The sequence below is a fragment of the Solimonas sp. K1W22B-7 genome (assembly GCF_003428335.1).
Lineage (GTDB): Bacteria > Pseudomonadota > Gammaproteobacteria > Nevskiales > Nevskiaceae > Solimonas_A.
The window spans coordinates 4518615-4539726 of sequence record NZ_CP031704.1; the positions used below are offsets into that span (position 1 = coordinate 4518615).

The 21112-nt window shown below is 69.3% G+C and carries 18 protein-coding genes; 9 read left to right on the forward strand and 9 right to left on the reverse strand.

What is annotated here, in order from left to right; all coding sequences use genetic code 11:
- The first annotated feature begins 22 nt into the window (after nucleotides 1-22).
- A complete protein-coding gene (locus D0B54_RS20440) occupies nucleotides 23-4357 on the forward strand; it encodes a DEAD/DEAH box helicase (protein ID WP_441347443.1) in 4335 nt (1444 codons plus the stop codon).
- Here D0B54_RS20440 and D0B54_RS20445 read toward each other — a convergent pair.
- Both D0B54_RS20445 and D0B54_RS24460 read right to left on the reverse strand, forming a co-directional pair.
- Nucleotides 4338-5621, reverse strand: a complete 1284-nt coding sequence (locus D0B54_RS20445; protein WP_162932591.1) for an Ig-like domain-containing protein — start codon at nucleotides 5619-5621, stop codon at nucleotides 4338-4340. The two genes, D0B54_RS20440 and D0B54_RS20445, sit on opposite strands and share 20 nt — an antisense overlap.
- A gap of 8 nt (nucleotides 5622-5629) precedes the next feature.
- On the reverse strand, nucleotides 5630-5791 hold the full coding sequence (locus tag D0B54_RS24460) for a hypothetical protein (RefSeq protein WP_162932592.1): 162 nt from the start codon (nucleotides 5789-5791) through the stop codon (nucleotides 5630-5632).
- A 196-nt stretch (nucleotides 5792-5987) separates the two neighbouring features.
- On the opposite strand from D0B54_RS24460, the gene D0B54_RS20450 reads away from it, so the two are divergent.
- Genes D0B54_RS20450 through D0B54_RS20465 form a run of 4 tightly spaced genes read left to right on the forward strand, consistent with a single transcriptional unit; the run spans nucleotide 5988 to nucleotide 8310 of the window.
- On the forward strand, nucleotides 5988-6968 hold the full coding sequence (locus tag D0B54_RS20450; RefSeq protein ID WP_117293638.1) for a hypothetical protein: 981 nt from the start codon (nucleotides 5988-5990) through the stop codon (nucleotides 6966-6968).
- The gene (locus D0B54_RS20455) at nucleotides 6968-7522 is read left to right on the forward strand and encodes a GTP-binding protein (protein ID WP_117293640.1); all 555 of its coding nucleotides are present in this window, start codon (nucleotides 6968-6970) and stop codon (nucleotides 7520-7522) included. The genes D0B54_RS20450 and D0B54_RS20455 overlap by 1 nt, the downstream gene beginning before the upstream one ends.
- Entirely contained in the window at nucleotides 7515-7928 is a 414-nt protein-coding gene (locus D0B54_RS20460) for a roadblock/LC7 domain-containing protein (protein ID WP_162932593.1), read from the forward strand. The genes D0B54_RS20455 and D0B54_RS20460 overlap by 8 nt, the downstream gene beginning before the upstream one ends.
- A gap of 22 nt (nucleotides 7929-7950) precedes the next feature.
- Nucleotides 7951-8310 (forward strand): hypothetical protein, encoded by a 360-nt coding sequence (locus D0B54_RS20465; protein ID WP_117293644.1) that lies wholly within the window; start codon nucleotides 7951-7953, stop codon nucleotides 8308-8310.
- Nucleotides 8311-8388: 78 nt separating this feature from the next.
- Here D0B54_RS20465 and D0B54_RS20470 read toward each other — a convergent pair whose 3' ends face one another.
- Nucleotides 8389-9519, reverse strand: coding sequence for a DUF748 domain-containing protein (locus D0B54_RS20470; RefSeq protein ID WP_117293646.1), 1131 nt, complete (start codon nucleotides 9517-9519; stop codon nucleotides 8389-8391).
- A complete protein-coding gene (gene thiC / locus D0B54_RS20475) occupies nucleotides 9516-11405 on the reverse strand; it encodes a phosphomethylpyrimidine synthase ThiC (RefSeq protein ID WP_117293648.1) in 1890 nt (629 codons plus the stop codon). The genes D0B54_RS20470 and thiC overlap by 4 nt, the downstream gene beginning before the upstream one ends.
- Before the next feature lie 230 nt (nucleotides 11406-11635).
- Between thiC and D0B54_RS20480 the strand changes: the two genes are divergently transcribed.
- Together D0B54_RS20480 and D0B54_RS20485 are read left to right on the forward strand one after the other, a co-directional pair.
- A complete protein-coding gene (locus D0B54_RS20480; protein ID WP_117293650.1) occupies nucleotides 11636-12559 on the forward strand; it encodes a hypothetical protein in 924 nt (307 codons plus the stop codon).
- Between the two features lie 97 nt (nucleotides 12560-12656).
- Nucleotides 12657-13547, forward strand: a complete 891-nt coding sequence (locus D0B54_RS20485; RefSeq protein WP_117293651.1) for a bile acid:sodium symporter family protein — start codon at nucleotides 12657-12659, stop codon at nucleotides 13545-13547.
- Between the two features lie 70 nt (nucleotides 13548-13617).
- On the opposite strand, the gene D0B54_RS20490 is transcribed toward D0B54_RS20485, so the two are convergent.
- The 4 genes from D0B54_RS20490 to D0B54_RS20505 all read right to left on the reverse strand — a co-directional run bounded on the left by D0B54_RS20490 (nucleotide 13618) and on the right by D0B54_RS20505 (nucleotide 17589).
- Entirely contained in the window at nucleotides 13618-14544 is a 927-nt protein-coding gene (locus D0B54_RS20490) for a hypothetical protein (protein WP_117293653.1), read from the reverse strand.
- Nucleotides 14545-14660: 116 nt separating this feature from the next.
- Nucleotides 14661-15071 carry a glycine zipper family protein gene (locus D0B54_RS20495; RefSeq protein ID WP_117293655.1) on the reverse strand — a complete coding sequence of 137 codons (411 nt, stop codon included), beginning with the start codon at nucleotides 15069-15071 and terminating at the stop codon, nucleotides 14661-14663.
- Between the two features lie 217 nt (nucleotides 15072-15288).
- The gene (locus D0B54_RS20500; RefSeq protein WP_117293657.1) at nucleotides 15289-16494 is read right to left on the reverse strand and encodes a ferritin-like domain-containing protein; all 1206 of its coding nucleotides are present in this window, start codon (nucleotides 16492-16494) and stop codon (nucleotides 15289-15291) included.
- Nucleotides 16495-16512: 18 nt separating this feature from the next.
- Nucleotides 16513-17589, reverse strand: a complete 1077-nt coding sequence (locus D0B54_RS20505; protein ID WP_117293659.1) for a ferredoxin--NADP reductase — start codon at nucleotides 17587-17589, stop codon at nucleotides 16513-16515.
- A gap of 181 nt (nucleotides 17590-17770) precedes the next feature.
- On the opposite strand from D0B54_RS20505, the gene D0B54_RS20510 reads away from it, so the two are divergent.
- Nucleotides 17771-19576, forward strand: coding sequence for an N-acyl-D-amino-acid deacylase family protein (locus D0B54_RS20510; protein WP_117293661.1), 1806 nt, complete (start codon nucleotides 17771-17773; stop codon nucleotides 19574-19576).
- Entirely contained in the window at nucleotides 19573-20196 is a 624-nt protein-coding gene (locus D0B54_RS20515) for a TetR/AcrR family transcriptional regulator (RefSeq protein ID WP_117293663.1), read from the forward strand. Before D0B54_RS20510 ends, D0B54_RS20515 begins: the two co-directional genes overlap by 4 nt.
- 64 nt (nucleotides 20197-20260) lie before the next feature.
- Here D0B54_RS20515 and D0B54_RS20520 read toward each other — a convergent pair whose 3' ends face one another.
- A complete protein-coding gene (locus tag D0B54_RS20520) occupies nucleotides 20261-21106 on the reverse strand; it encodes a phytanoyl-CoA dioxygenase family protein (RefSeq protein ID WP_117293665.1) in 846 nt (281 codons plus the stop codon).
- Nucleotides 21107-21112 lie beyond the last annotated feature (6 nt).

Sequence of the window (21112 nt, forward strand, 5' to 3'; positions counted from 1 at the left end):
CGGCCTCGCCGCGCAGGGCCCGATGGCCGGCCTGTTCCATGCGGCAGTGGCGGACTGGTTCACCGAGACTTTCGGCGCGCCCACCGAGGTACAGCAGCGCGCCTGGGAAGTGACCGCGCGCCACCGCGATGCCCTGATCGCCGCCCCCACCGGCTCCGGCAAGACCCTGGCGGCCTTCCTCGCCGCGATCAACGACCTGGTGATCGAAGGCATCCAGAACGGCCTGGCCGACGAAGTGCAGGTGCTTTACATCTCGCCGCTGAAGGCCCTGTCCAACGACATCCAGAAGAACCTGCAGGCGCCGCTGGAGGGCATCCGCCAGCGTGTCCGCGCCATGGGCCTGGGCGAGCTGTCGATCCGCGACGCGGTGCGCACCGGCGACACCCCGACCTTCGAGCGCGAGCGCCAGCGCCGCGCGCCGCCGCACATCCTGGTGACCACGCCGGAGTCGCTGTTCATCCTGCTGTCCTCCGATTCCGGCCGCGACATGCTGCGCAAGGTGCGCAGCGTGATCGTCGACGAACTGCACGCCATGGCCGGCTCCAAGCGCGGCGCTCACCTGGCGTTGTCGCTGGAACGGCTCGACGCACTCTGCGGCAAGCCGCCGGTACGCATCGGCCTGTCGGCCACGCAAAAACCGGTGGAGACCATGGCCCGGCTGCTGGTCGGTGACTCCGGCCGCGCCTGCGAGATCATCGACACTGGCCACGTGCGCAAGCGCGACCTGGCGCTGGAAGTGCCGCTGTCGCCGCTGACTTCGGTGATGTCCAACGAAGTCTGGGGCGAAATCTACGACCGTCTCGCCGAACTGACAAAGGCACACCGCACCACGCTGATCTTCGTCAACCAGCGCCGCATGGCCGAGCGCCTGGCGCGCCACCTGGCCGAGCGCATCGGCGAGGAGCACGTCACCGCGCATCACGGCAGCTTGGCCAAGGAGCACCGCCTCAAGGCCGAACAGCGCCTCAAGGCCGGGCAGCTCAAGGCCCTGGTCGCCACCGCCTCGCTGGAGCTGGGCATCGACATCGGCGACGTCGACCTGGTCTGCCAGATCGGTTCGCCGCGCTCGATCAACGCCTTCCTGCAGCGCGTCGGCCGTTCCGGCCACGCCGTGCGCGCCACGCCCAAGGGCCGGCTGTTCCCGGTGTCGCTGGACGACCTCGCCGAGTCGGTCGCGCTGCTCGACAGCGTGCAGCAGGGCGAGCTGGACCGCGTCTGCGTATTCCAGCAGCCGATGGACGTGCTGGCACAGCAGATCGTCGCCGAGGTGGCCTGTCGCGAGTGGGGCCTGGAGGAACTCCATGCGCGCTTCCGCCGCGCCCTGCCCTACTGCGCGCTGACACTGGCCGCCTTCGAGGAACTGGTGCAGATGCTGGCCGACGGCTACAGCACGCGCCGCGGCCGTCGTGGCGCGCTGCTGCACTACGACGTGGTCAACCGCATGCTGCGCGGCCGCCGCGGCGCCAAGCTCACCGCCGTGACCAATGCCGGCGTCATCCCCGACCAGTTCGACTACGAGGTGGAGCTGTCGCCCGAGGGCCTGCGCGTCGGCACGCTCAACGAGGACTTCGCCTTCGAGAGCGTGCCGGGCGACATCGTGCAGCTCGGCAACACCTCCTACCGCATCCTGAAAGTGGAGACCGGCCGCGTCATCGTCGAGGACGCGCACGGCCAGCCGCCGAGCCTGCCGTTCTGGCTCGGCGAGGGCCTGGGCCGCAGCGAGGAGCTGTCGCTGGCGGTGTCGCGACTGCGGGCGCGGGCCGATCAGCTGCTTGGCGAGCACAGCGTCGAGGCCTGCCGCGACTGGCTGGTGCGCGACTACGGCCTCAGCGCCGCCGCGGCGCTGCAGCTGGCCAACTACTATGCCGCCGCGCGCATCGCCCTGGGCCTGCTGCCGACACGCGATCGCATCGTCTTCGAGCGCTTCTTCGACGAGGTCGGCGACACTCACCTGGTGATCCACGCACCGCTGGGTTCACGGATCATGCGCGCCTGGGGCCTGGCGCTGCGCAAGAGCTTCTGCCGCCAGTTCAACTTCGAGCTGCAGGCGGCGGCGCTGGACGATTCGCTGGTGCTGTCGCTGGGGCCCACGCACAGCTTCCCGCTGGAAGACGTGAAGGGCTTCCTGCACGCCAACACCGCGGAGGAGAAACTGGTGCAGGCGGTGCTGCAGGCACCGATGTTCGGCACGCGCTGGCGCTGGGCCGCCAGCACCGCGCTGGCGGTGGCGCGCAACCGCAATGGCAAGCGCGTGCCGCCGCAGTTCCAGCGCAGCGATGCCGAGGACCTGCTGACCCACGCCTTCCCCGACGCCGTCGCCTGCCAGGACAACCTGCCGGGCGACCGCGAGATGCCGGATCACCCGCTGGTGCAGCAGGCCATGCACGACTGCCTGCATGAGGTCATGGACGTGGACGGCATGGTGGCGCTGCTGCGGCGCATCGAGACCGGCACGGTGGAGGTGGTCTGCCGCGACCTCACCGCACCCTCGCCGCTATCCGAGTCGATCATCAACGCCAAGCCCTACGCCTTCCTTGACGACGGCGCCGCCGAGGAACGGCGCACGCTGGCGGTGAAGACCCGCGGCGTCTACGAACCCGAGACCGCCGCCGACCTCGGCCGCCTCGATCCTGCGGCGATCGAGCAGGTGCGCGGCGAAATGCGTCCCTCGGCGATCAATGCCGACGAACTGCATGACGCGCTGCTGGTGCATGGTTTCCTGACCGATGCCGAGGCGAGCGACATGGGCGCCGCCGGCTGGCTGGATGAATTGATGAGCCAGCGGCGCGTGGCGAAGCTGAGACTGGATTCCCGCGGGAGCGGCTTCAGCCGCGATGCGGAGTCCATCGCGGCTGAAGCCGCTCCCACAAAAGAACAGCTTCTCTGGGCCTGCGCCGAGCGCCTGCCCGAGCTGCGCGCCGTATTGCCGCAGGCCCGCGTCGAAGGCGACGCTCCGGCACTATCCGCACCACCCGACGCCGACCAGGCCCTGCGCGAACTCACCCGCAGCCGCCTGGAAGCCGTCGGCCCCGTCACCGCCGCCGAACTCGGCGCACCGCTGGGCCTCTCCGCCGGCGGCATGGCGATCCCGCTGGCGGCGCTGGAGGCCGAGGGCTACGTCATGCGCGGCGACTTCACCGGCGCCGGAGAAGTGGAATGGTGCGAACGCCGCCGCCTGGCGCGCATCCATCGCCACACCCGCGACAAGCGCCGCGCCGAAATCCAGCCGGTGTCGCCGGCGGCCTTCATGCGCTTCCTGTTCGACTGGCAGGGCCTGGCCGGCGGCGAACCGCGCGAAGGCGCGCCGGCACTGGGCCTGGTGCTGAACCAGCTCGAGGGTTTTCCGGTCGCCGCGAGCGCCTGGGAATCGGAGATCCTGCCGTCGCGCCTGCGCCACTACGAGGCCGGCTGGCTCGACCAGCTCTGCGCCACCGGCCGCAGCATCTGGCAGCGCCTGCCCAGCGGCGAAGGCGGCCGCAAGGCGGCGCCGGTGCGCGCCACGCCGATCGTGCTGCTGCCGCGCGAGCAGGCGGCCCACTGGCAGGCCGCGGCCGATGACGATCCCGACCTCTCCGGCGCCGCCTTCGCGGTGCTGGAGACGCTGCGCGCTCACGGCGCGTCCTTCTTCGTCGAACTGGTCGCCGACTCCGGCCAGTTGCGCAGCCAGGTGGAGCAGGCCTTGGGCGAGCTGGTCAGCCATGGCCTGGTCACCTCGGACGGCTTCGCCGGCCTGCGCGCACTGATTGCGCCGGCCGAGATGAAGGCACGGCGCCTGCGCCGCGGCGGCTTGCAGGCCGCCTGCGCCAACCTCGAAGGCGCCGGCCGCTGGTCGCTGGTGCGCCCGCGCCGTGCGGCGGAGACACCGGAGCCCGCCGCGCGCACCGAGCACATCGCACGCGTGCTGCTGCGCCGCTACGGCGTGGTGTTCCGCAAGCTGCTGGAGCGCGAGCCCGCGCTGCCGCCCTGGCGCGAGATCTTCTACGTGCTGCGCCGCCTGGAAGCGCGCGGCGAGGTGCGCGGCGGCCGTTTCGTCAGCGGTTTCTCCGGCGAGCAGTTCGCGCTGCCCGAGGCCGCCGGCAGCCTGCGCCGTCACCGCGAGGACGCCGACGCCGCACTGGTCGCCGTCTCCGGCTGCGATCCGCTGAACCTCACCGGCATCATCGTGCCGGGCGAGCGCGTGCCGGCCACGCCAGGCAACCGCGTGCTGTTCCGCGGCGGCGTGCCGGTGGCCTGCCGCATCGGCGGCGAGACACGCTACCTGGTGCAGGGCGACATCGCGGTGCAAGGCGAGTGGAAACATCGCCTGGTGCGCCGCGCCAGCCGTGGCGGCGACGCGCCTATGGCTGCGGGGCAGTGACGAAGCTGAAGCTGTAGGGGCGCGCCAGCGCAATCCCGCGGTAGTCCTTCGCCTTGGTCGTCACCACCGCGGTATAGCGCTCGCCCGGGCGCAGCGGTTCCTGCAGGCGCAGCCTGACCGCGTTGGCATAGTCGCGCTGCCAGCTGCCCGGCTCCACCACACCCCTGACGCGCTGCCCGCGCTCGTCGAACAGGCAGACCGTGCCCGGCAGTTCCAGGCTCGCGGCATCCATGTTGCTGCTGAAGAAGACGTGCAGCCAGCGGTGCTGGGTCCAGGATTCGCGCGCCGGCTCCAGCACCACGTCGAGCGCGCCGTGGCCGGGGTAGCTGCCGATCACCGCCGGCGGCAGCGGCTTCGCGGGATCGCCGGTCAGCAGGTCCCAGAGCTGGCGGTACATGCCGGCCACGGCGTAGCCGCTCTGCACCACGCCGCCCGGCGCGGTGTAGTAGTTGGCCGATGCCCAGGGCATCTGCAGGCGCATGCGCGTCACCTCCAGCGGTGCCGCGAGGCTTTCCGCCTGCACCGCCGCGCGCGCAAAGGCGTTGCCGCGCTCGATCATCACGGCCGTCACGCCCTGCTCCGGGCGGTTGCGCCGGTAGACCTCCACCAGGTCCGCCGTGGGCGGGAACACCAGCGTCGGCGCGTTCAGCACCAGGCGGCGCTCGGCGATGTTGACCATGTCCATCGCGTACTCGATGGCGTTGAGCGGCGTGGCGCCGTAGAGCTGCTTCAGCGGATCGAGGATCGCCGCCGGCAGCTGCGGCAGGAGCTGGCCGATCCACTCCGGCGTGTTCGGCGTCTCGCCGCGGTTGCGCACCTCGGGCTCGAACTGCGCGTCCCAGGTCTGGTCGGTGAGGCTGTGGGCGGCATCGCCGAAGGCAAAGGCGATCAGGTGGCCGCAGCGGTCGGTCAGCAGGTTCAGGTCGATCGTGCCCAGCGGCGGGCGCCGCAGGATCGCGGTGCGCACTTCGCCGCTGCAGCCAGTCTCGCGCAGGTACTGCAGGAACTGGATGACGAAATCGCCCCAGTGCGCGCGCTCGGCCATGTCGCGGTCGGCCGGGAAGACATTGCCCGAGCCGTAGCCGCCGTCGGGGTAGATCGCGCCGGCGATCAGCGCCGGGCGGTGCGCGGTCAGGATGGCCTTGAGCGGGCCGTCCTCCAGCGCGTCACGGCCGAAGTCGGCCATCGCGGCATGGGTGGCCATGCCCGCAGCCTGGGCGGCGCCGGCGCAGAGGGTCAGCAGCAGGGTAGCAAGCAGGCGCATCGGCTTCTTCATTCGGTGGACTTGCAGCAGCCGTCCTCAAGCTGCCGGACCCGCTCCAGCTCGGCCCGGGCCTCGGCATCGCCGCCGGAGGCAGAGGACTGCGGAGCGTCGGAGGAATGGCAGGCGGCCAGCACGGCCACCGCCAGGAGCAGGGCGGCAAGACGGATCATCGGCACAGTCTGGGTTTTGCGGGTGTCGCGAGGATGACGCCCTGGGACACTGTCCACCAAGGGGAAAGATTGCTCCACTCCCCGGCCCGCCGATGCCTGTCGTCGCTCGCCTGCGACCTTCCGTCCGCCGCAGGGAATCCTTGTCCACAGGCTAAATGTAGTATTTGTCCTACAATATTAATAAGGAAAGGCTTACATGACCGTCCAGGCCGGCAGGGCCCGCAGGATCAGCTGCATCGGCTTCGACTGGCGCGCCGAGGTCTCCCTGAAGGAGACGCTGGCGCTGCTGCGCGGCAAGACCCGCGAAGCCTGGCAGTACTCGGACGAGTTGACGGCGGAGGTGGTGGTGTACGAAACCCACAACGCCCTGGCCCAGGCCATGGTCCGGCGCTGCCAGGCCGAAGGCTCCGGCGGCCGCGTGTTCTTTCCCTCCAGCAGCGAAGACGACAGCGTGCTGACGCTGCGCTACCCCTTCGGCGCCAGCCGCCTGGTCGCCTGCCTGGACAGCGCCTCGCTGCAGTTGCAGGGCACTGCCGCCAACCAGGAGCGCAGCGACGAAGCCAGCCTGTGCCAGCGCATCGACGATGCCCTGCGCACGCCCGGCAGCCTGGCGGTGGCGATCCGCGCCGGCAGCCAGCAGGGCTGGCTCAAGCTGCCGGAGCGGCAGCTGTTCTGGTCGCAACCGCTGGGGATCGAGGAGATCGCACAGCTGCTGTCCGGCGACGTCGAGGTACAGGCGCTGGGCCCGGTGGACGCCGCCAGCCTGCGGCGCCTCGAAGCCGGCGCACGTCACCCGGCGCAGGCCGAACCGCTGCTCTGGGCAATCGGCATCGCGCGCTCCAAGGGCTCGCTGCTGCACCGTCTCGACATCGCCAGTCCCTGCCGCCTGCGCCGCTGGCCGGACTTCGGTGCGATCGGCCGCCGCAACCTGGATATCCGCTGCGCCTCGCTGCTGACGCAGCGCGAACTGGCGCCCACGCACCTGGCGATGATGGCGGGCATTCCGCTCGGCGCGATCGGCAACTTCCTCAACGCCTGTGCCCTGATCGACGTGCTCGAGGCCGGCAAGGCGACGGCCCTGCCGCAGGCCGCGCCGCGCGTGGCAGCCCTGCCTTCGGAATCCGGATTCGGCAGCATGCTGCGCCGCATCCGCATGGCCCTGACGATCGCCGAATAATGCCGCGGGAATACAAACTCCTGTTCGCCGGAGCGATGGGGGCCGGCAAGACCACCGCGATCGCCGCCATCAGCGACCACGCGCCGGTGCGCACCGAGGCGCTCAACAGCGATCGCAGCCAGCACGGCAAGGCGCTGACCACGGTGGGCTTCGACTACGGCGAGATCGCGCTCGACGGCGGCGACCGCCTGCGGCTCTACGGCATGCCGGGCCAGGACCGTTTCAGCTTCATGTGGAAGGTCGCCAGCGAAGGCGCCCTCGGCGTGGTGGTGCTGGCCGACAACAGCCGCCCCGATCCGCTGGCCGACCTGTCGCTCTACGTCGAGTCCTTTCGCGCGCTGGCGGATTGCGGCGCCATGGTGATCGGCATCGGCCGCCTCGGCGAAGGCAGCACCAGCGTCGAAACCTACGCCGCCTGGCTCGCCAGCCAGGGCCTGTCGCTGCCCGTGTTCACCATCGACGTACGCCGCCGCGACGATGTACTGCTGCTGCTCGACGCCCTGCTCTACCAGATCGAGGCCCACAAGATGCTTGCGAACGCCGGACATGCCTGACGAATTCCCGATGGACCCCGCCACCGGCGGAAACACCGTGCCGGCGCACTACGCCACAGCGCTCGATGCCCTGCTCGCCACCGTGCCCGCGCTGACCGGCGCCGTGCTGTCGCGCAGCGACGGCTTCGAGGTGCTCGGCCGCACCCGCGCCGATGTCCCCGTATCGCGCCTGTCGGCGCTGTCCAGCTCGATGATGGCCCTGAGCCAGGCGGCGCTGCGCGAAGTCGGCATGCACGGCGGCGGCGGCAGCGTCCTGGTGGAAGGCCAGGACGGAAAGCTGCTGCTGCTGGAAGTGCCGCTGCGCGGGCAGCCGATGGTGCTCGCCGCCATCGGCGGTGCCGACGTCGTCACCGGAACACTGCTGTGGGCCGCGCGCGATTGCGTGCGGCAACTGATCAATCCCTAGAACACAAACGGAGTACAACAAGATGAGCAACGTTCAAGCGTCCCTCGAGAGCTTCCTGTCCCTGGACGGCGGCATGTGCAGCGCCCTGGTCGATGCCAACAGCGGCATGATGCTGGGCCAGGCCGGCACCGGCGTGGACCTGGAACTGGCCGCCGCCGGCAACACCGAAGTGGTCCGCGCCAAGCTCAAGACCATGAACACCCTCAAGCTCAACGACAAGATCGAGGACATCCTGATCACGCTGGGCAAGCAGTACCACATCATCCGCCCGATCGCGTCCAAGCCCGGCCTGTTCTTCTATGGCGTGCTCGACAAGACCAAGGGCAACCTGGCGATGGCACGCCGCAAGGTGCAGGACATCGAAAGCGGCCTGGCGATGTAAGCAGCCGCGCAAACAAGAAGGGGCCGCGATATGCGGCCCCTTTTTTGTATTCGCTCCTACACCCGAAGGGCATGGCTCTCAGTCGTCGCCGCCGAAGAGATTCCCGACCGCATCGCCCACCGCCTCGATGCCGCGGCCGGTGGCGGAGCCCACGTCCTTGACCACGTCCACCAGGCCGATGCCCAGCGAGGCCGCCATGCCCACGGCCAGGCGCACCGACAGGGTTTCGTTGAGCGCGAAGCGCGGATTGTCCAGGTCACCCTCCAGCGTGAAGTCCAGGTCGATGCGGTCACCGCCCGACTTGAGCGAGGCGATCACCGCCTTGCGCGATACCCCCATGAAGGTGCCGCCGACGCCCTTGCCGGAACGCAGCTCCAGGTTCTTGAGCACCAGCTTGCCCGGGGCCTTGAGCCTGCGCTGTTTCACCTGCGAATGCAGGTCCAGGTCCACCTGGCCGCGCGCCACGCCGGCCTCGGCGGCCTTCAGCAGGTAAGGCTCCAGCGGCACCAGGTCGACGTCGCGCAGGGTCAGCGTCAGGTCGGACTCGCGCGTGGCGATCTCCAGCCAGCCGGCCAGCTTGACCGTGCCGTCCTGGCCACGTCCCTTGATCCTGCCCTGCGCTTGCAGCTTGCTGCGGCCGCCCAGGCCCGGCAGGTCCAGTTCGTCGAGCTTCGCATCCAGCGCCTCGATGCGAACCCTGGCGGGACGCCCCTTGAGACTGGCGTCGTGGAAATCGAGCTGCGAATCCTTCAACTCGATCTGGTCGATGCGCAGCGCGAAGCGGCCACCGCTGTCCTTGTCCTGCTTCTTCGAGCGCCCCAGCAGGGACGGCAACAGCTGCAGCTTGCCGTCGCGCGTGCGCCGCATCGACAGGTAGCCCTGCTCCACCGTGATGTGGCCGATGCGGTACCGGTCGGAGAACAGCGAGGCCAGTTCCGCCTCCACACGCAAGCGCTTGGCGCGCAGCGTGTCCTCGCCGGGCCAGCCCTTGGGGGCCGTCACCCGCAGGTCTTCCAGCACCACGCTGCCCAGACCCAGGTGCACGTTGCCGATCTGCGCCTCGGGTCCCAGCGCCGCCAGCACCTGGCGCTTGAGCGCAAGGGCGGCGCCCTGCCAGGCCAGCAGCAGCAGCGCCAGCACGGCGCCGAGCACGATCAGCGCACGGCGGCCGCGGCGCGGCACGGCGGGCGATGCGGCGGCACCGTTCACAGCGTGCGGTAGACCTCAGCGCCGGCCTCGCGGAACTCGGCGGACTTCTCCGCCATGCCCTGCTGCAGCGCCGCTGCTTCCTCGGCGCCGATCTTGGCGGCGTAGTCGCGCACGTCCTGCGTGATCTTCATCGAGCAGAAATGCGGGCCGCACATGGAGCAGAAGTGCGCCAGCTTGGCACCCTCCTGCGGCAGCGTCTCGTCGTGGAATTCCTTGGCCTTCTCCGGATCCAGGCCGAGGTTGAACTGGTCGTCCCAGCGGAACTCGAAGCGTGCCTTGGACAGGGCGTTGTCGCGCACCTGCGCGCCCGGATGACCCTTGGCCAGGTCGGCGGCGTGGGCGGCGATCTTGTAGGTGATGATGCCCTCGCGCACGTCGTCCTTGTCCGGCAGGCCCAGGTGCTCCTTCGGGGTGACGTAGCACAGCATCGCGCAGCCGTACCAGCCGATGTTGGCGGCGCCGATGCCCGAGGTGATGTGATCGTAGCCCGGCGCGATGTCGGTGGTGAGGGGGCCGAGCGTGTAGAACGGCGCCTCGTAGCAGTGCTGCAGCTGCTGCTCCATGTTCTCCTTGATCAGCTGCATCGGCACATGGCCGGGGCCTTCGATCATCACCTGCACGTCGTGCTTCCAGGCGATGCTGGTCAGCTCGCCCAGGGTGTGCAGCTCGCCGAACTGCGCATCGTCGTTGGCGTCGGCGATGCAGCCCGGCCGCAGGCCGTCGCCCAGCGAGAACGACACGTCGTAGGCCTTCATGATCTCGCAGATTTCCTCGAAGTGCGTATAGAGGAAATTCTCCTTGTGATGCGCCAGGCACCACTTGGCCAGGATCGAGCCGCCGCGCGAGACGATGCCGGTGACGCGCTCGGCGGTCCAGGGGATGTAGCGCAGCAGCACGCCGGCATGGATCGTGAAGTAGTCCACGCCCTGCTCGGCCTGCTCGATCAGCGTGTCGCGGTAGATCTCCCAGGTCAGCTCCTCGGCCTTGCCGTTGACCTTCTCCAGCGCCTGGTAGATCGGCACGGTGCCGATCGGCACCGGCGAGTTGCGCAGGATCCACTCGCGCGTCTCGTGGATGTTCTTGCCGGTGGACAGGTCCATCACGGTGTCGCCGCCCCAGCGGGTGGCCCAGACCATCTTCTCCACTTCCTCGGCGATGCTGCTGGTGACCGCGGAGTTGCCGATGTTGGCGTTGATCTTCACGCGGAAGTTGCGGCCGATGATCATCGGCTCCAGCTCCGGGTGGTTGATGTTGGCGGGGATGATGGCGCGGCCGCGCGCCACTTCCTCGCGCACGAAGTCGGCGGTGATTTCCTTCGGCAGGCGCGCGCCAAAGCCTTCGCCGCGGTGCATGCGGCGCAGGTAGCCGGCCTTCTCGTAGCTGGCGCGCAGCTCCTCCAGGCGGGCATTCTCGCGGATCGCGATGAACTCCATCTCCGGCGTGACGATGCCCTGGCGCGCGTAGTGCATCTGGCTGACGTTGGCGCCGCCGCTGGCACGCCGCGGCGCGCGGATGTGGTCGAAGCGCAGGTCCGCGGTCTTGTCGTCGGCGGCGCGGATGCGGCCGAAGATCGAGCTGGGGCCGCGCAGCTGCTCGGTGTCGCCGCGCGCCTCGATCCAGGGCGAGCGCAGCGCCGGCAGGCCTTCCAGCAGGTCGATGCGCGCCGTGGGATCGGTGTAGGGACCGCTGGTGTCGTAGACCGTCACCGGCGGATTCGGCTCCAGGCCGTCGCGGGTCCTGGTCGCGGTCAGCGAGATCTCGCGCATCGGCACGCGCACACCCTGCGGCCCCTCGACGTGAATCTTGCGGCTGGAGGGAAACGGCTGGGTGACCTCGGCGGACAGCTGTTCCGCGCGGCGATGGATGTCTTCTGCGATGGCGCTCATGGGGTCCTCGATTCTTGAGGCGGAGCGCACTGCGGACGGAACTGTTCCGTCTGCAAGCCTTCCCTCCGCCGTACGGCCAGGTTCCAAGGGTCTGTTCTCAGCCCGCCTCGCGGCAGGCACCCCCGGCTTTGGGCGCCACGATAGGCCATGCGCCGCGGAGCGGCAAGGCTTGTCATCGCCCGGTCAAGCCGCGTCGCTAGCCTGCTGCATTTTTCTTGCCGGAAACCGCAATGTCTTCAATCTCCCTGCGCACTGGTGTCGTCCTGCTGGCCCTGTCGCTGCTCGCTGCCTGCTCGGACAGCAGTAGTACCCAGGGCTCCGCTGAAGCGGGCGTCACTGAATTCCAGGTCGATGCCGCCGAGCTGACCGAATCCTCCGGGCTGGCCCGCTCGCAGCGCCAGGACGATCTCTACTGGAGCCACAACGACAGCGGCGGGCCGACCACGGCCTATGCCTTCGACGGCCTCGGCCGCCTGCGCGGCAGCCTGACGCTGTCGGGCGCGATCAACCTCGACTGGGAAGACATGGCGTCCTTCCGCGAAGACGGGCAGCCGCGGCTGCTGCTCGCCGACATCGGCGACAACGGCGCGATACGCCCGCTGCTGACGCTGTACATCGCCGCGGAGCCCGAGTTGCCCGCCCCGACGGCGGAAGCGCCCTCGGAACTGCGCGCGGCACCGCTGCGCAGCCTGCGGATCGCCTACCCCGACGGCCCGCGCGACTGCGAAAGCGTCGCCGTCGACGAGCGCGAAGGCGCGATCTACCTGCTGAGCAAGCGCGATCCTGTGCCGCGCCTGTACCGCCTGCCGCTGCGGCCGGCGCTGCCGCTGGCCATTGCCACCGCGCTCGGCGAGATCGCCATCCCGCGCGCGCCCGAGGGAGCCGCGGAACCGGAGCGCATCAACTGGGTCACCGGCATGGACTTCGACGCGGCCGGCGAGCGGCTGGCCGCGGTGTCGCTGACGCAGCTGCACGTCTGGCGCCGCAATGCCGGCGAAACCTGGGAGGCGGCATTGCAGCGCCTGCCGCGGACGCAGGACCTGCCGGACTATTCGCAGATCGAGGCCGTCACTTGGACCGCCGACGGCAGCGCCGTGCTGATCAGCTCCGAGGGCAATCCCACGCCGGTGGCACGCATCCCGATCCCGGATTGAACCGGGTTGCCGTCGGCAGCTCCCGGGCTTGGGCCGGATTTATGCTCGCCCCGGGCTGCGCCATGCGGCAGCATGCGCATCAAACCAGGAGAACGACTTGACCGCCGACCCGATCACCACGATGTTCTTGCCGATAGCGCTGGGCATCATCATGTTCGGCCTGGGCCTGTCGCTGCGCGTGGACGATTTCACCCGCGTGCTGAGGTACCCCAGGGCGGTCCTGGTAGCCCTGGCCTGCCAGATGCTGATCCTGCCGGCCGCCGGTGTCGGCATCGCCCACCTCTTCGGACTGCCGCCGGTGCTGGCGGTGGGCCTGATGCTGCTGGCGGCCTCGCCCGGCGGCACCTCCGCCAACCTGTACAGCCACCTTTCCCACGGCGATGTCGCGCTCAACATCACGCTCACCGCGGTCAACTCGGTGTTGGCCATGATCACCATCCCGATCATCGTCAACCTGTCGATGCTGCACTTCATGGAGCAGGGCCAGTCGCTGCCGCTGCAGTACCAGAAGGTCATTGAGCTGTTCATGATCGTGCTCGGGCCGGTGCTGCTGGGCATGCTGCTCAATGCCTGGCGGCCGAAGTTCGCGGCCGTGATGAGCAAGCCGGTCAAGCTGCTCTCCGTGGTGGTGCTGCTGGCCGTGATCGGCGTGGCCCTGTTCAAGGGGCGCGGCGCCATCGGCAGCTACTTCGCCGTCCTGGCACCGGCCTGCCTGGCCTTCAACCTGCTCAGCCTGGCGGTGGGCTACGGCGTGCCGCGGCTGCTGAAGCTGAACGAGCGCCAGTCCATCGCCATCGGCATGGAGATCGGCATCCACAACGGCACCCTGGCCATCGCCATCGCGCTGTCGCCGCTGATGCTGAACAACTCGGACATGGCGATGCCCGCGGTGGTCTATAGCGGGTTCATGTTCTTCACGGCCGCGGCCTTTGGATTCTGGGTTAACCGCAAAGGCCGCGTGGGCTCGGCGATTGTGTCAAATAGTTAAACAAAGACTTTTTATTAAATAGAAAGAAGGCGGCGCTCTCGGCGCCGCCAAACCCCACGTCGTTGGTTCCTCAGAACAGCTCGCCGGACCGCACACCGCTCTCCCTCGCCGCCAGTTCTGCCGGCACGCCATCGAGCAGTTCGCACAGCGCCGCGGCATTGAGGAAGTTGTTCGCCACCGCCGGCGGAATGCCGGCGGTGCTGGCCAGTTGCCCCGGGGTCATCGGCGCCTGCAGCAGCAGCGCACTGCAGCGCAGGTCCGACTTGCGCCCACCCACGGTGCCGAAATCCGGCCGCCGCCGCAGGCCATAGGCCCGCGCCTCGCTGAGCCGGCGCAGCAGTCTCCCGCCCGAGGTGGCGACGCCGATGGTCCACAGCGGCGCCTCCCAGGCATGTTGCTGCGGCGTGATCGCCTGCAGCTTGCGCAGCGCCGCATAGTCATCGGCGCGCAGCAGCTGGATCTCCACGCCCGGCGCCAGCAGCCGCGCGATCTCGTCGCCATCCAGCGGCAGCGGCCAGCGCAGCGCGGCCTCCGCCGGCAGCAGCAGGCCGCGGCGCTCGCCGGTCAGCAAGGCAACCCCACGCACGCCGGGGCTGTGCAGCGCCTCGTCGATGCGCTGGCAGAGGCTGTCGCCCACCGGCTCGCGGCGCGGCGCGGGCAGGACCTCGGAGGCATGGTCCAGGCAGCGGATCAGGCGACTGGCACCGAAGGGATGGCGCAACCGCCGCTGCGCGTCGGCGGTCTCGCCGTCGCAGGGCACGAACAGCTGCCGCGGCGACGACGGCGACTCGCGCCGCTGCAGCGCCTGCGCCAGCGGATTGCCCGGCTCGTAGATCACCACGTCCGCCGCCAAGCCTTCGCCGAAGGCCCAGGGCTCGCGGGTCCTGCCGTCGAGCAGGGCCAGGGTCGCTTTCAGCGAGCGCTCGGCACGCCAGTCGACCCCCAGGCAGGCGAGGCGGCGGGGCTGGACCGTGTTCTTGGGGCTCAGGACGGGCATATGTAAGCCTTTTGCCTATTTGATAGTAGGTAAAAGATGACATACGACTGTGGATAAATCGCCCGCCGGAGGGACCGGCGGTACAGGAAGCGGCGATGGCCGGTCGGCTGCCGCGGCTACTGCCAGCCCACCACCTCGTAGCCCTTGTCGCCCAGGCAGCGGTTCACCCAGGCCATGTAGACCGGGCTGGGCTGGTTGCTGCGGAACAGGCCGCGCACCAGGCCGGTGGCCGCGCCCGCTGCGGCACCCGCTCCGGCGCCCCGGCCGACATTGCCGTAGACCGCCCCCGCTGCCGCACCGCCAACCCCGCCGATCACCGCGCCGCCGGCGGTGGAGCGCGCCACCTGGTCGCCGCCACGGCTGAGATCGGCCGATTCCGCCTGCTGGATGCAGGCCTGCACCGCCGCGTCCTGCGCGGCCTTGCCGGCGAGCTGCGAGGTGGCGTTGGGATAGATCACCGGCCGCGCGGTGGCGCAGCCGGCGAGCAGGAGGGTCAGAAACAGCGGCAGCAAGGCATGGCGTGGCATCGGAGGACTCCGCGCGGACGACCAGCCGATGCTAGCAGCCAACCGGCATCCAGTCCCCCTGGCAAAGATTTTCGGTCCGCAAATGGACGCAAATAAACGCGAATGGAAGCGTGCGGATTTGCGTTTATTTGCGTTTATTTGCGGACTGAAGTTTTGGCCGGTTTCGGCCCGACGGGGCTCCGGCTTTCGCCGGAGCGACAGGTTCTGTCCGCAGCTTTCAGTGTCCGACTGGCGCTTTATACGCCGAGATATCGCGAATCAGGTCCTCGCCGGTCAGCTGCGTCGCGTTCTTGCCGCCGAGGAAGCTGGTCAGCCCGGACCTGTCGTAGTGCGCCTTGATGCGGTCGCTCATCAGGCCGATGTATTCCAGGTTGGGGATCAGCCTCAGGAACATCAGGTGACGGAAGGCCGACATCGACGGCGCGTTCATCACCACCTCGTCCCAGTCCTTCAGCGACAGCTTGTGCTCGAACCATTCGTAGTACAGCTCATGCGACAGGAAGCGGTTGCGCATCAGCAGCGCCACTTCATAGGCCCAGTCCTCGCGTTCGCGGCGCTCGGCCTCGGACAGTTCCGTCGAGATGTGCGCCTTCAGCGCCAGCACGCCATAGTGCACGTGGCGCGCCTCGTCCTGGATCACGTATCGGAGCAATTGCTTCAGCAGCGGCTCGCGGGTGAAGTTGTACATGGTGCCGAAGGCGCCCAGCGCCAGGCCCTCCACCATGATCTGCATGCCGAGGAACTTCACGTCCCAGCGCGAATCGGTGAGCAGGTCGTCGAGGATCACGAACAGGTTGTCGTTGACCGCATAGACCTTCTGCATCTTGGTGTCGAGGTAGCGCAGGAACACTTCCAGATGGCGGCCCTCGTCCATCACCTGCGTGGCACCGTAGAGCTTGCCGTCGAGCCATTGCACCGACTCGGTGACCTGCGCCGCGGCGTACAGCGCGCCCTGCTCGCCGTGCATGAACTGCGACAGCGTCCATGAGGCCATGTCGGCGGCGAAGCGCAGCTTCTCCTTCTGGTTGAGGCGGATGCCCTTGGCCGCCAGGCCCTCGAAGGGCGGGTAGTCCAGCGGCATCACCGGCTTGTCCGGGTCTTCCGGATCGACGCTGGTGCTCCAGTCGAGGTCGCGGTCGCCATTCCACTGGTTGGCCACCGCGCGCCGGTACAGCTCGTACATCTCGGGGAAGTCGCCCTTGTAGGTCAGGTCGAAATGCGCGGCATGGCCGGACACCATCGGCACCGCATCGCCGCTGCGCGCCCGGCCCAGCACCAGGCCGCGCACCGCCGAGGGCGCCATCGACGCGGCGACCTTGACGTTGCCGACCGAGGCCAGCACGCCGAGATTGTCGAAGGTGCTGTAGATCTGGTTCTGCGCCTTCAGCGGCAGTCCATTGAGCATGCGATCAAGCATCATCATGACGTCGACTCCTTGCGATTACGCTGCAACCGATAAAGGGCCCGTGGCGCAGGCCGAGCAGGCCAGCGTGTAACCCGCCGCCCGTTCCTCGGGCGACAGGCAGTTGGGTTCGTTGAGGGCCACTTCGCCCTCCAGCACCTGGATCTTGCAATGCGCACAGCCGCCCACCATGCAGCTGAACTGCAGCGGCAGGCCCTCGCGCAGCCCTGCTTCCAGGATGCTCTCGCCGGGCCGCTGCGTGACCACGCGGCCGGATTGCTTGAACAGGATTTCCTGCGGCAGCGTCGGCCGCGACTGCGTTTTCGGCGCCGCCAGGAAACGCTCGTGGCGGATGCACGCTGCCGGCACGCCGGCTTCGCGCAGCGCCGTCTCGGCTGTCTCCATCAGGCCGCCGGGTCCGCAGAGGTAGTAGTCCGCATCGGCCTGCACGCCAAGCAGCGCGACGATGCGCGCGGCGTCGAGGCGGCCGCGCTCGCCGTTCCAGCCAGCCTGCGGCTGCGACAGCACCTGCACCAGTTCCAGCGAGGGATGGTGCCGCGCCAGTTCGCGCAGGCGTTCGCCGAAGATGACCTGGTCCTGGCTGCGGCTGGCGTAGACCAGGCGGATTGCGCGGCGCGGATTTTTCGCCAGCGCGGTCTCCACCAGGCTGATCACCGGCGTGATGCCGCTGCCGCCGGCGAGGAAACGCAGCGGGCCGTCACCCTCCTCCAGCAGGAAATCACCGGTGGGCCCAAGCAGGCGGTAGCGGCTGCCGACCTGCAGGGCGTCCTGGATATGCGAGGACACCCAGCCGCCGGGGATCAGCTTGATGGTGCAGGCCAGGCCGCCGCCCTCGGGCGCGCTCAGCGAGTAGGCGCGGCGCACGGTCTGGCCGTCGATCTCGAAGCAGTGGGTGAAGTACTGGCCGGCGCGGAAGGCGGGCATCACGCCGTCCTCGGGTTCCAGCACCAGGGTCAGGGTCTCGGCGGTTTCGCGCCGCAGCTCGGCCACGCGCACCGGGCGCGGCGCATGTCCCGGCTGGGGCGTGCCCCAGCGCTTGGAAGGTCCCGCGCCGCGTGGGATCAGGATCCGCCGCGGTCTGCCGAGTGCGAACATCGTTCACCCCGAGTCTGTAGTTACTCCTCGAGGGCCAGCTTGCGAGCGATGCTGCGGATTGTCAAACGATTGGTTAATTACACCAGAAATCCCGGCCCGGTCATTGCTGTAAGCAATATAGATTGCAATCACTCTCTATCTTTGTGTAAGGTGGGCGCATCAACCTGCCCCGGGACTCGCCATGGCTTCCTTCGATGTAGTGATCCAGAACGGCCTCTGGTTCGACGGCACCGGCGCCGCGCCGGCACCGCGCCACCTCGGGATCCGCGAGGGCCGCGTCGCCGCGGTTTCCGGGGAGCCGCTGCCCACGTCCGGCGCCGAGGTCATCGACGCCCGCGGCCAGTGGGTGTTGCCCGGCTTCGTCGACATCCACACCCACTACGACGCCGAGATCCTGGTCTCGCCGGGCCTGCAGGAATCGGTGCGCCACGGCGTGACCAGCATCTTCCTCGGCAGCTGCTCGCTGTCGACCGTGCACGCCGACGCGCTGGACTGCGCCGATCTCTTCAGCCGCGTCGAGGCGATCCCGCGCGAGCACATGCTGGCCGCGGTGGGCGGGGTCAAGACCTGGGACACGGCGGCCGGCTACGTGCGCCACCTGGAGTCGCTGCCGCTGGGCCCCAACGTCGCCGCCTTCCTCGGCCACTCCGACCTGCGCACGCACGTCATGGGCCTGGGCCGCGCGGTGGACGATCGCGTGCGCCCCGACGAGGCCGAGCTGCAGCAGATGTCGAAGCTGCTGGAAGACGCGCTGGCCGCCGGCTTCCTCGGCCTGTCCTCCATGACCACGCCCTGGGACAAGCTCGACGGCGAGCGCTACCGCTCCCGGTCGCTACCGTCCACCTACGCCCGCTGGAAGGAGCACCGCCGCCTCAACCGTGTGCTGCGCCGCCAGGGCCGCGTGCTGCAGAGCGCGCCCAACACCACCAACCCGCTCAACTTCTTCCTGTTCCTGCTGGAGAGCTGCGGCTTTTTCATCCGCAAGGCGCTGCGCACTTCGCTGCTGGTGGCGGCCGACAGCAAGGCGGTGCCCTCCGGTACGGTGTTCGCGCTGCTCGGCGGTGTCGGCTTCGCCAATCGCGTGCTGCGGTCGAACCTGGTCTGGCAGCACCTGCCGGTGCCCTTTCAGGTCTACGCCGACGGCATCGACTTCGTGATCTTCGAGGAGTTCGGCGCCGGCCAGGCCGCGCTGCACCTGAAGGACGAGGTGCAGCGCAACAAGCTGCTGCAGAACGAGGCCTACCGCCGCCAGTTCCGCCGCCAGCTCGACGGCAGCTTCGACCTGCGCCTGTGGACGCGCGACCTGCATGACACCGAGATCGTCGCCTGCCCGGATGCCTCGGTGGTCGGCAAATCCTTCGGCCAGGTCGCTGACGAGCGCAGCATCCATCCGGGCGATGCCTTCCTCGACCTGGTCGTGGCGCATGGCCAGCAGGTCCGCTGGCGCATGACCATCGCCAATCACCGCCCGCAGGTGCTGGACCGCATCGCCAGCCACCCGGCGCTGCAGCTGGGCTTCGCCGACTCCGGCGCGCACCTGCGCAACATGGCCTTCTACAACGCCCCGGTGCGCTTCCTGCGGCGCGTGCAGGAAGCGCAGCGCGCCGGCCGGCCCTTCATGTCGCTGGAGCAGGCCGTGCACCGTCTCACCGGCGAGCTCGGCGCCTTCTACGGCGTGGACGCCGGCACGCTGCGCCTGGGCGACCGCGCCGACGTGGCGATCATCGACCCGGCGCAGCTCGACACCGGCGTCGATGCCCACCACGAGGCCGAGATGCCCGAGTTCGGCGGCATGCGCCGCCTGGTCAACCGCAGCGGCGCGGCGGTGTCCGCCACCCTGGTCGGCGGCCAGCTGGTCTACCGCGACGGCGCCTTCGCGCCCGGCTACGGCGAAGAACGCCGCACGGGCCGCTTCCTGCGCGTGGGCGAACCGCGCGGCAGCGTCGATGCGCCGCCGGCGGCGGCGCGCTACAGCGAGGCCGCATGAGCGAATCCGTTTCCGCCGCGCAGCCGGCGCGGCGCACGCAGCGCGAGCGCCGCGAGTCCACCATCGCGCGGCTGGTGGACGCCACGATCGAGTCGATCCTGGAAGTCGGCTACGCCCGCACCTCGGTCAAGGAGATCTGCCAGCGCTCCGGCGTCTCCCACGGCGGCCTGTTCCGCCATTTCGGATCGCTGCTGGAACTGGTGATGACGGCCGCCGAGGAAGTGGCGCGGCGCCAGCTGGCGAACATCGAAGCCGGCCTCTCGCACGACGCCCAGGGCCGCGACCCGCTGGTCCACGCCCTGTACCAGATCCGCGCTGCCTGCCGCGCGCCGATCAACGCCGTGTTCTATGAACTGGTGGTGGCGGCGCGCACCGACCCGGAACTGCGCCAGGCGATGGCCGCCTTCGGGGCACGCTATGTCGCCGCCATCGCCGACGCCGCGAACCGCACGCGCGTGGCGCAGCAGTTCCCGCCGGAACTGCTGCCGGTGCTGGTGTCCTCGGTGCTGCACCTGTTCGACGGCGAAGCCCTGACCCGCGAGGTGATGCCCCTGCACGAGCTGGAGGAGCAGCGCATGGCGATGCTGGTGCGCCTGGCCCAGGCTTTGGCGAAGAAATAGCCAGACCCGTCATGCCGGCTTTCGCCGGCATGACGGGTTTTGCAATTTGGCCAATCGAAACTGCTCAGGCGTCGTCCGCCCGCCCCGCCCTCACCGCATTGACGTAACCCGGCCTCAGGGTCTTCATCGGATGCGAGGCCGTGACATGCCCCATGAACGGGGGGTGGATGTTGTAGCCCAGCAGGTCCTGCAGGCGCGGCGACATCGCCGCCGCCCGCTCCGGCGGCACGCCGAGGAAATAGTTCTCCTGCGTGCGCGCCCAGGGCTCGCAGTACTGGTTGGAGAATGCCAGGCGCGGCGCCGTGCTGCGGTTGGCACCGCCACGGTGCAGCAGGGTGCCGAGGAACACCACGCAGGCGCCCGCCGGCATCTCGGTGGCGCGCAGCTGCCGCACCAGTTCCTCTTTCGGCGGCGCATCGGCATCGAAGCCGTCGTAGCTGCCGGCGATGACCGCGTCGCTCCAGTCGTGGCTGCCGCGGATGATCTCGGTGCCGCCGTTCCCGGCGGTGAAGGCATCCACCGCCACGATCGTGCTCAGGCTGATCGCCGGTCGCGGTCGCGGCACCGGATAGAAGCTGTCGTCGCTGTGGATCGGCTGCGGCGTTTCGCCGGGGTGGATGCAGATTGCCTGGCTCGCCGTCAGCAGGAAGCCCGGCATCAGGAAGCGCTCGCAGATCGCCATGATGCGGGCGTCCTCGGTGATGCGCTCGAACACCGCGCCGCGCGCGACCAGGGTGTAGACCCGCTCGGTGCGATAACCCTCAAAATTGTTGCGGCCCTGGTGACTGCCGAGAAAGGGCGCCAGGCCCTCGCGCACCGCGCGCAGGGTTTCGGCGTCGAGGAAGTCCGGGATTATGCAATAGCCGTCGCGCCGCAGCGCCTGTTCGTGTGCATCGACGTCGAAGCGCATCGCCCC

What these genes read in the sequence shown, in the direction of transcription:
- D0B54_RS20440 (WP_441347443.1), top strand. Translation starts at nt 23, where the DNA reads ATGGCCGGCCTGTTCCATGCGGCAGTGGCGGACTGGTTCACCGAGACT.
- D0B54_RS20445 (WP_162932591.1), bottom strand. Translation starts at nt 5,621, where the DNA reads ATGCGCCTGCTTGCTACCCTGCTGCTGACCCTCTGCGCCGGCGCCGCC.
- D0B54_RS24460 (WP_162932592.1), bottom strand. Translation starts at nt 5,791, where the DNA reads ATGATCCGTCTTGCCGCCCTGCTCCTGGCGGTGGCCGTGCTGGCCGCC.
- D0B54_RS20450 (WP_117293638.1), top strand. Translation starts at nt 5,988, where the DNA reads ATGACCGTCCAGGCCGGCAGGGCCCGCAGGATCAGCTGCATCGGCTTC.
- D0B54_RS20455 (WP_117293640.1), top strand. Translation starts at nt 6,968, where the DNA reads ATGCCGCGGGAATACAAACTCCTGTTCGCCGGAGCGATGGGGGCCGGC.
- D0B54_RS20460 (WP_162932593.1), top strand. Translation starts at nt 7,515, where the DNA reads ATGCCTGACGAATTCCCGATGGACCCCGCCACCGGCGGAAACACCGTG.
- D0B54_RS20465 (WP_117293644.1), top strand. Translation starts at nt 7,951, where the DNA reads ATGAGCAACGTTCAAGCGTCCCTCGAGAGCTTCCTGTCCCTGGACGGC.
- thiC (WP_117293648.1), bottom strand. Translation starts at nt 11,405, where the DNA reads ATGAGCGCCATCGCAGAAGACATCCATCGCCGCGCGGAACAGCTGTCC.
- D0B54_RS20480 (WP_117293650.1), top strand. Translation starts at nt 11,636, where the DNA reads ATGTCTTCAATCTCCCTGCGCACTGGTGTCGTCCTGCTGGCCCTGTCG.
- D0B54_RS20490 (WP_117293653.1), bottom strand. Translation starts at nt 14,544, where the DNA reads ATGCCCGTCCTGAGCCCCAAGAACACGGTCCAGCCCCGCCGCCTCGCC.
- D0B54_RS20495 (WP_117293655.1), bottom strand. Translation starts at nt 15,071, where the DNA reads ATGCCACGCCATGCCTTGCTGCCGCTGTTTCTGACCCTCCTGCTCGCC.
- D0B54_RS20500 (WP_117293657.1), bottom strand. Translation starts at nt 16,494, where the DNA reads ATGATGATGCTTGATCGCATGCTCAATGGACTGCCGCTGAAGGCGCAG.
- D0B54_RS20505 (WP_117293659.1), bottom strand. Translation starts at nt 17,589, where the DNA reads ATGTTCGCACTCGGCAGACCGCGGCGGATCCTGATCCCACGCGGCGCG.
- D0B54_RS20510 (WP_117293661.1), top strand. Translation starts at nt 17,771, where the DNA reads ATGGCTTCCTTCGATGTAGTGATCCAGAACGGCCTCTGGTTCGACGGC.
- D0B54_RS20515 (WP_117293663.1), top strand. Translation starts at nt 19,573, where the DNA reads ATGAGCGAATCCGTTTCCGCCGCGCAGCCGGCGCGGCGCACGCAGCGC.
- D0B54_RS20520 (WP_117293665.1), bottom strand. Translation starts at nt 21,106, where the DNA reads ATGCGCTTCGACGTCGATGCACACGAACAGGCGCTGCGGCGCGACGGC.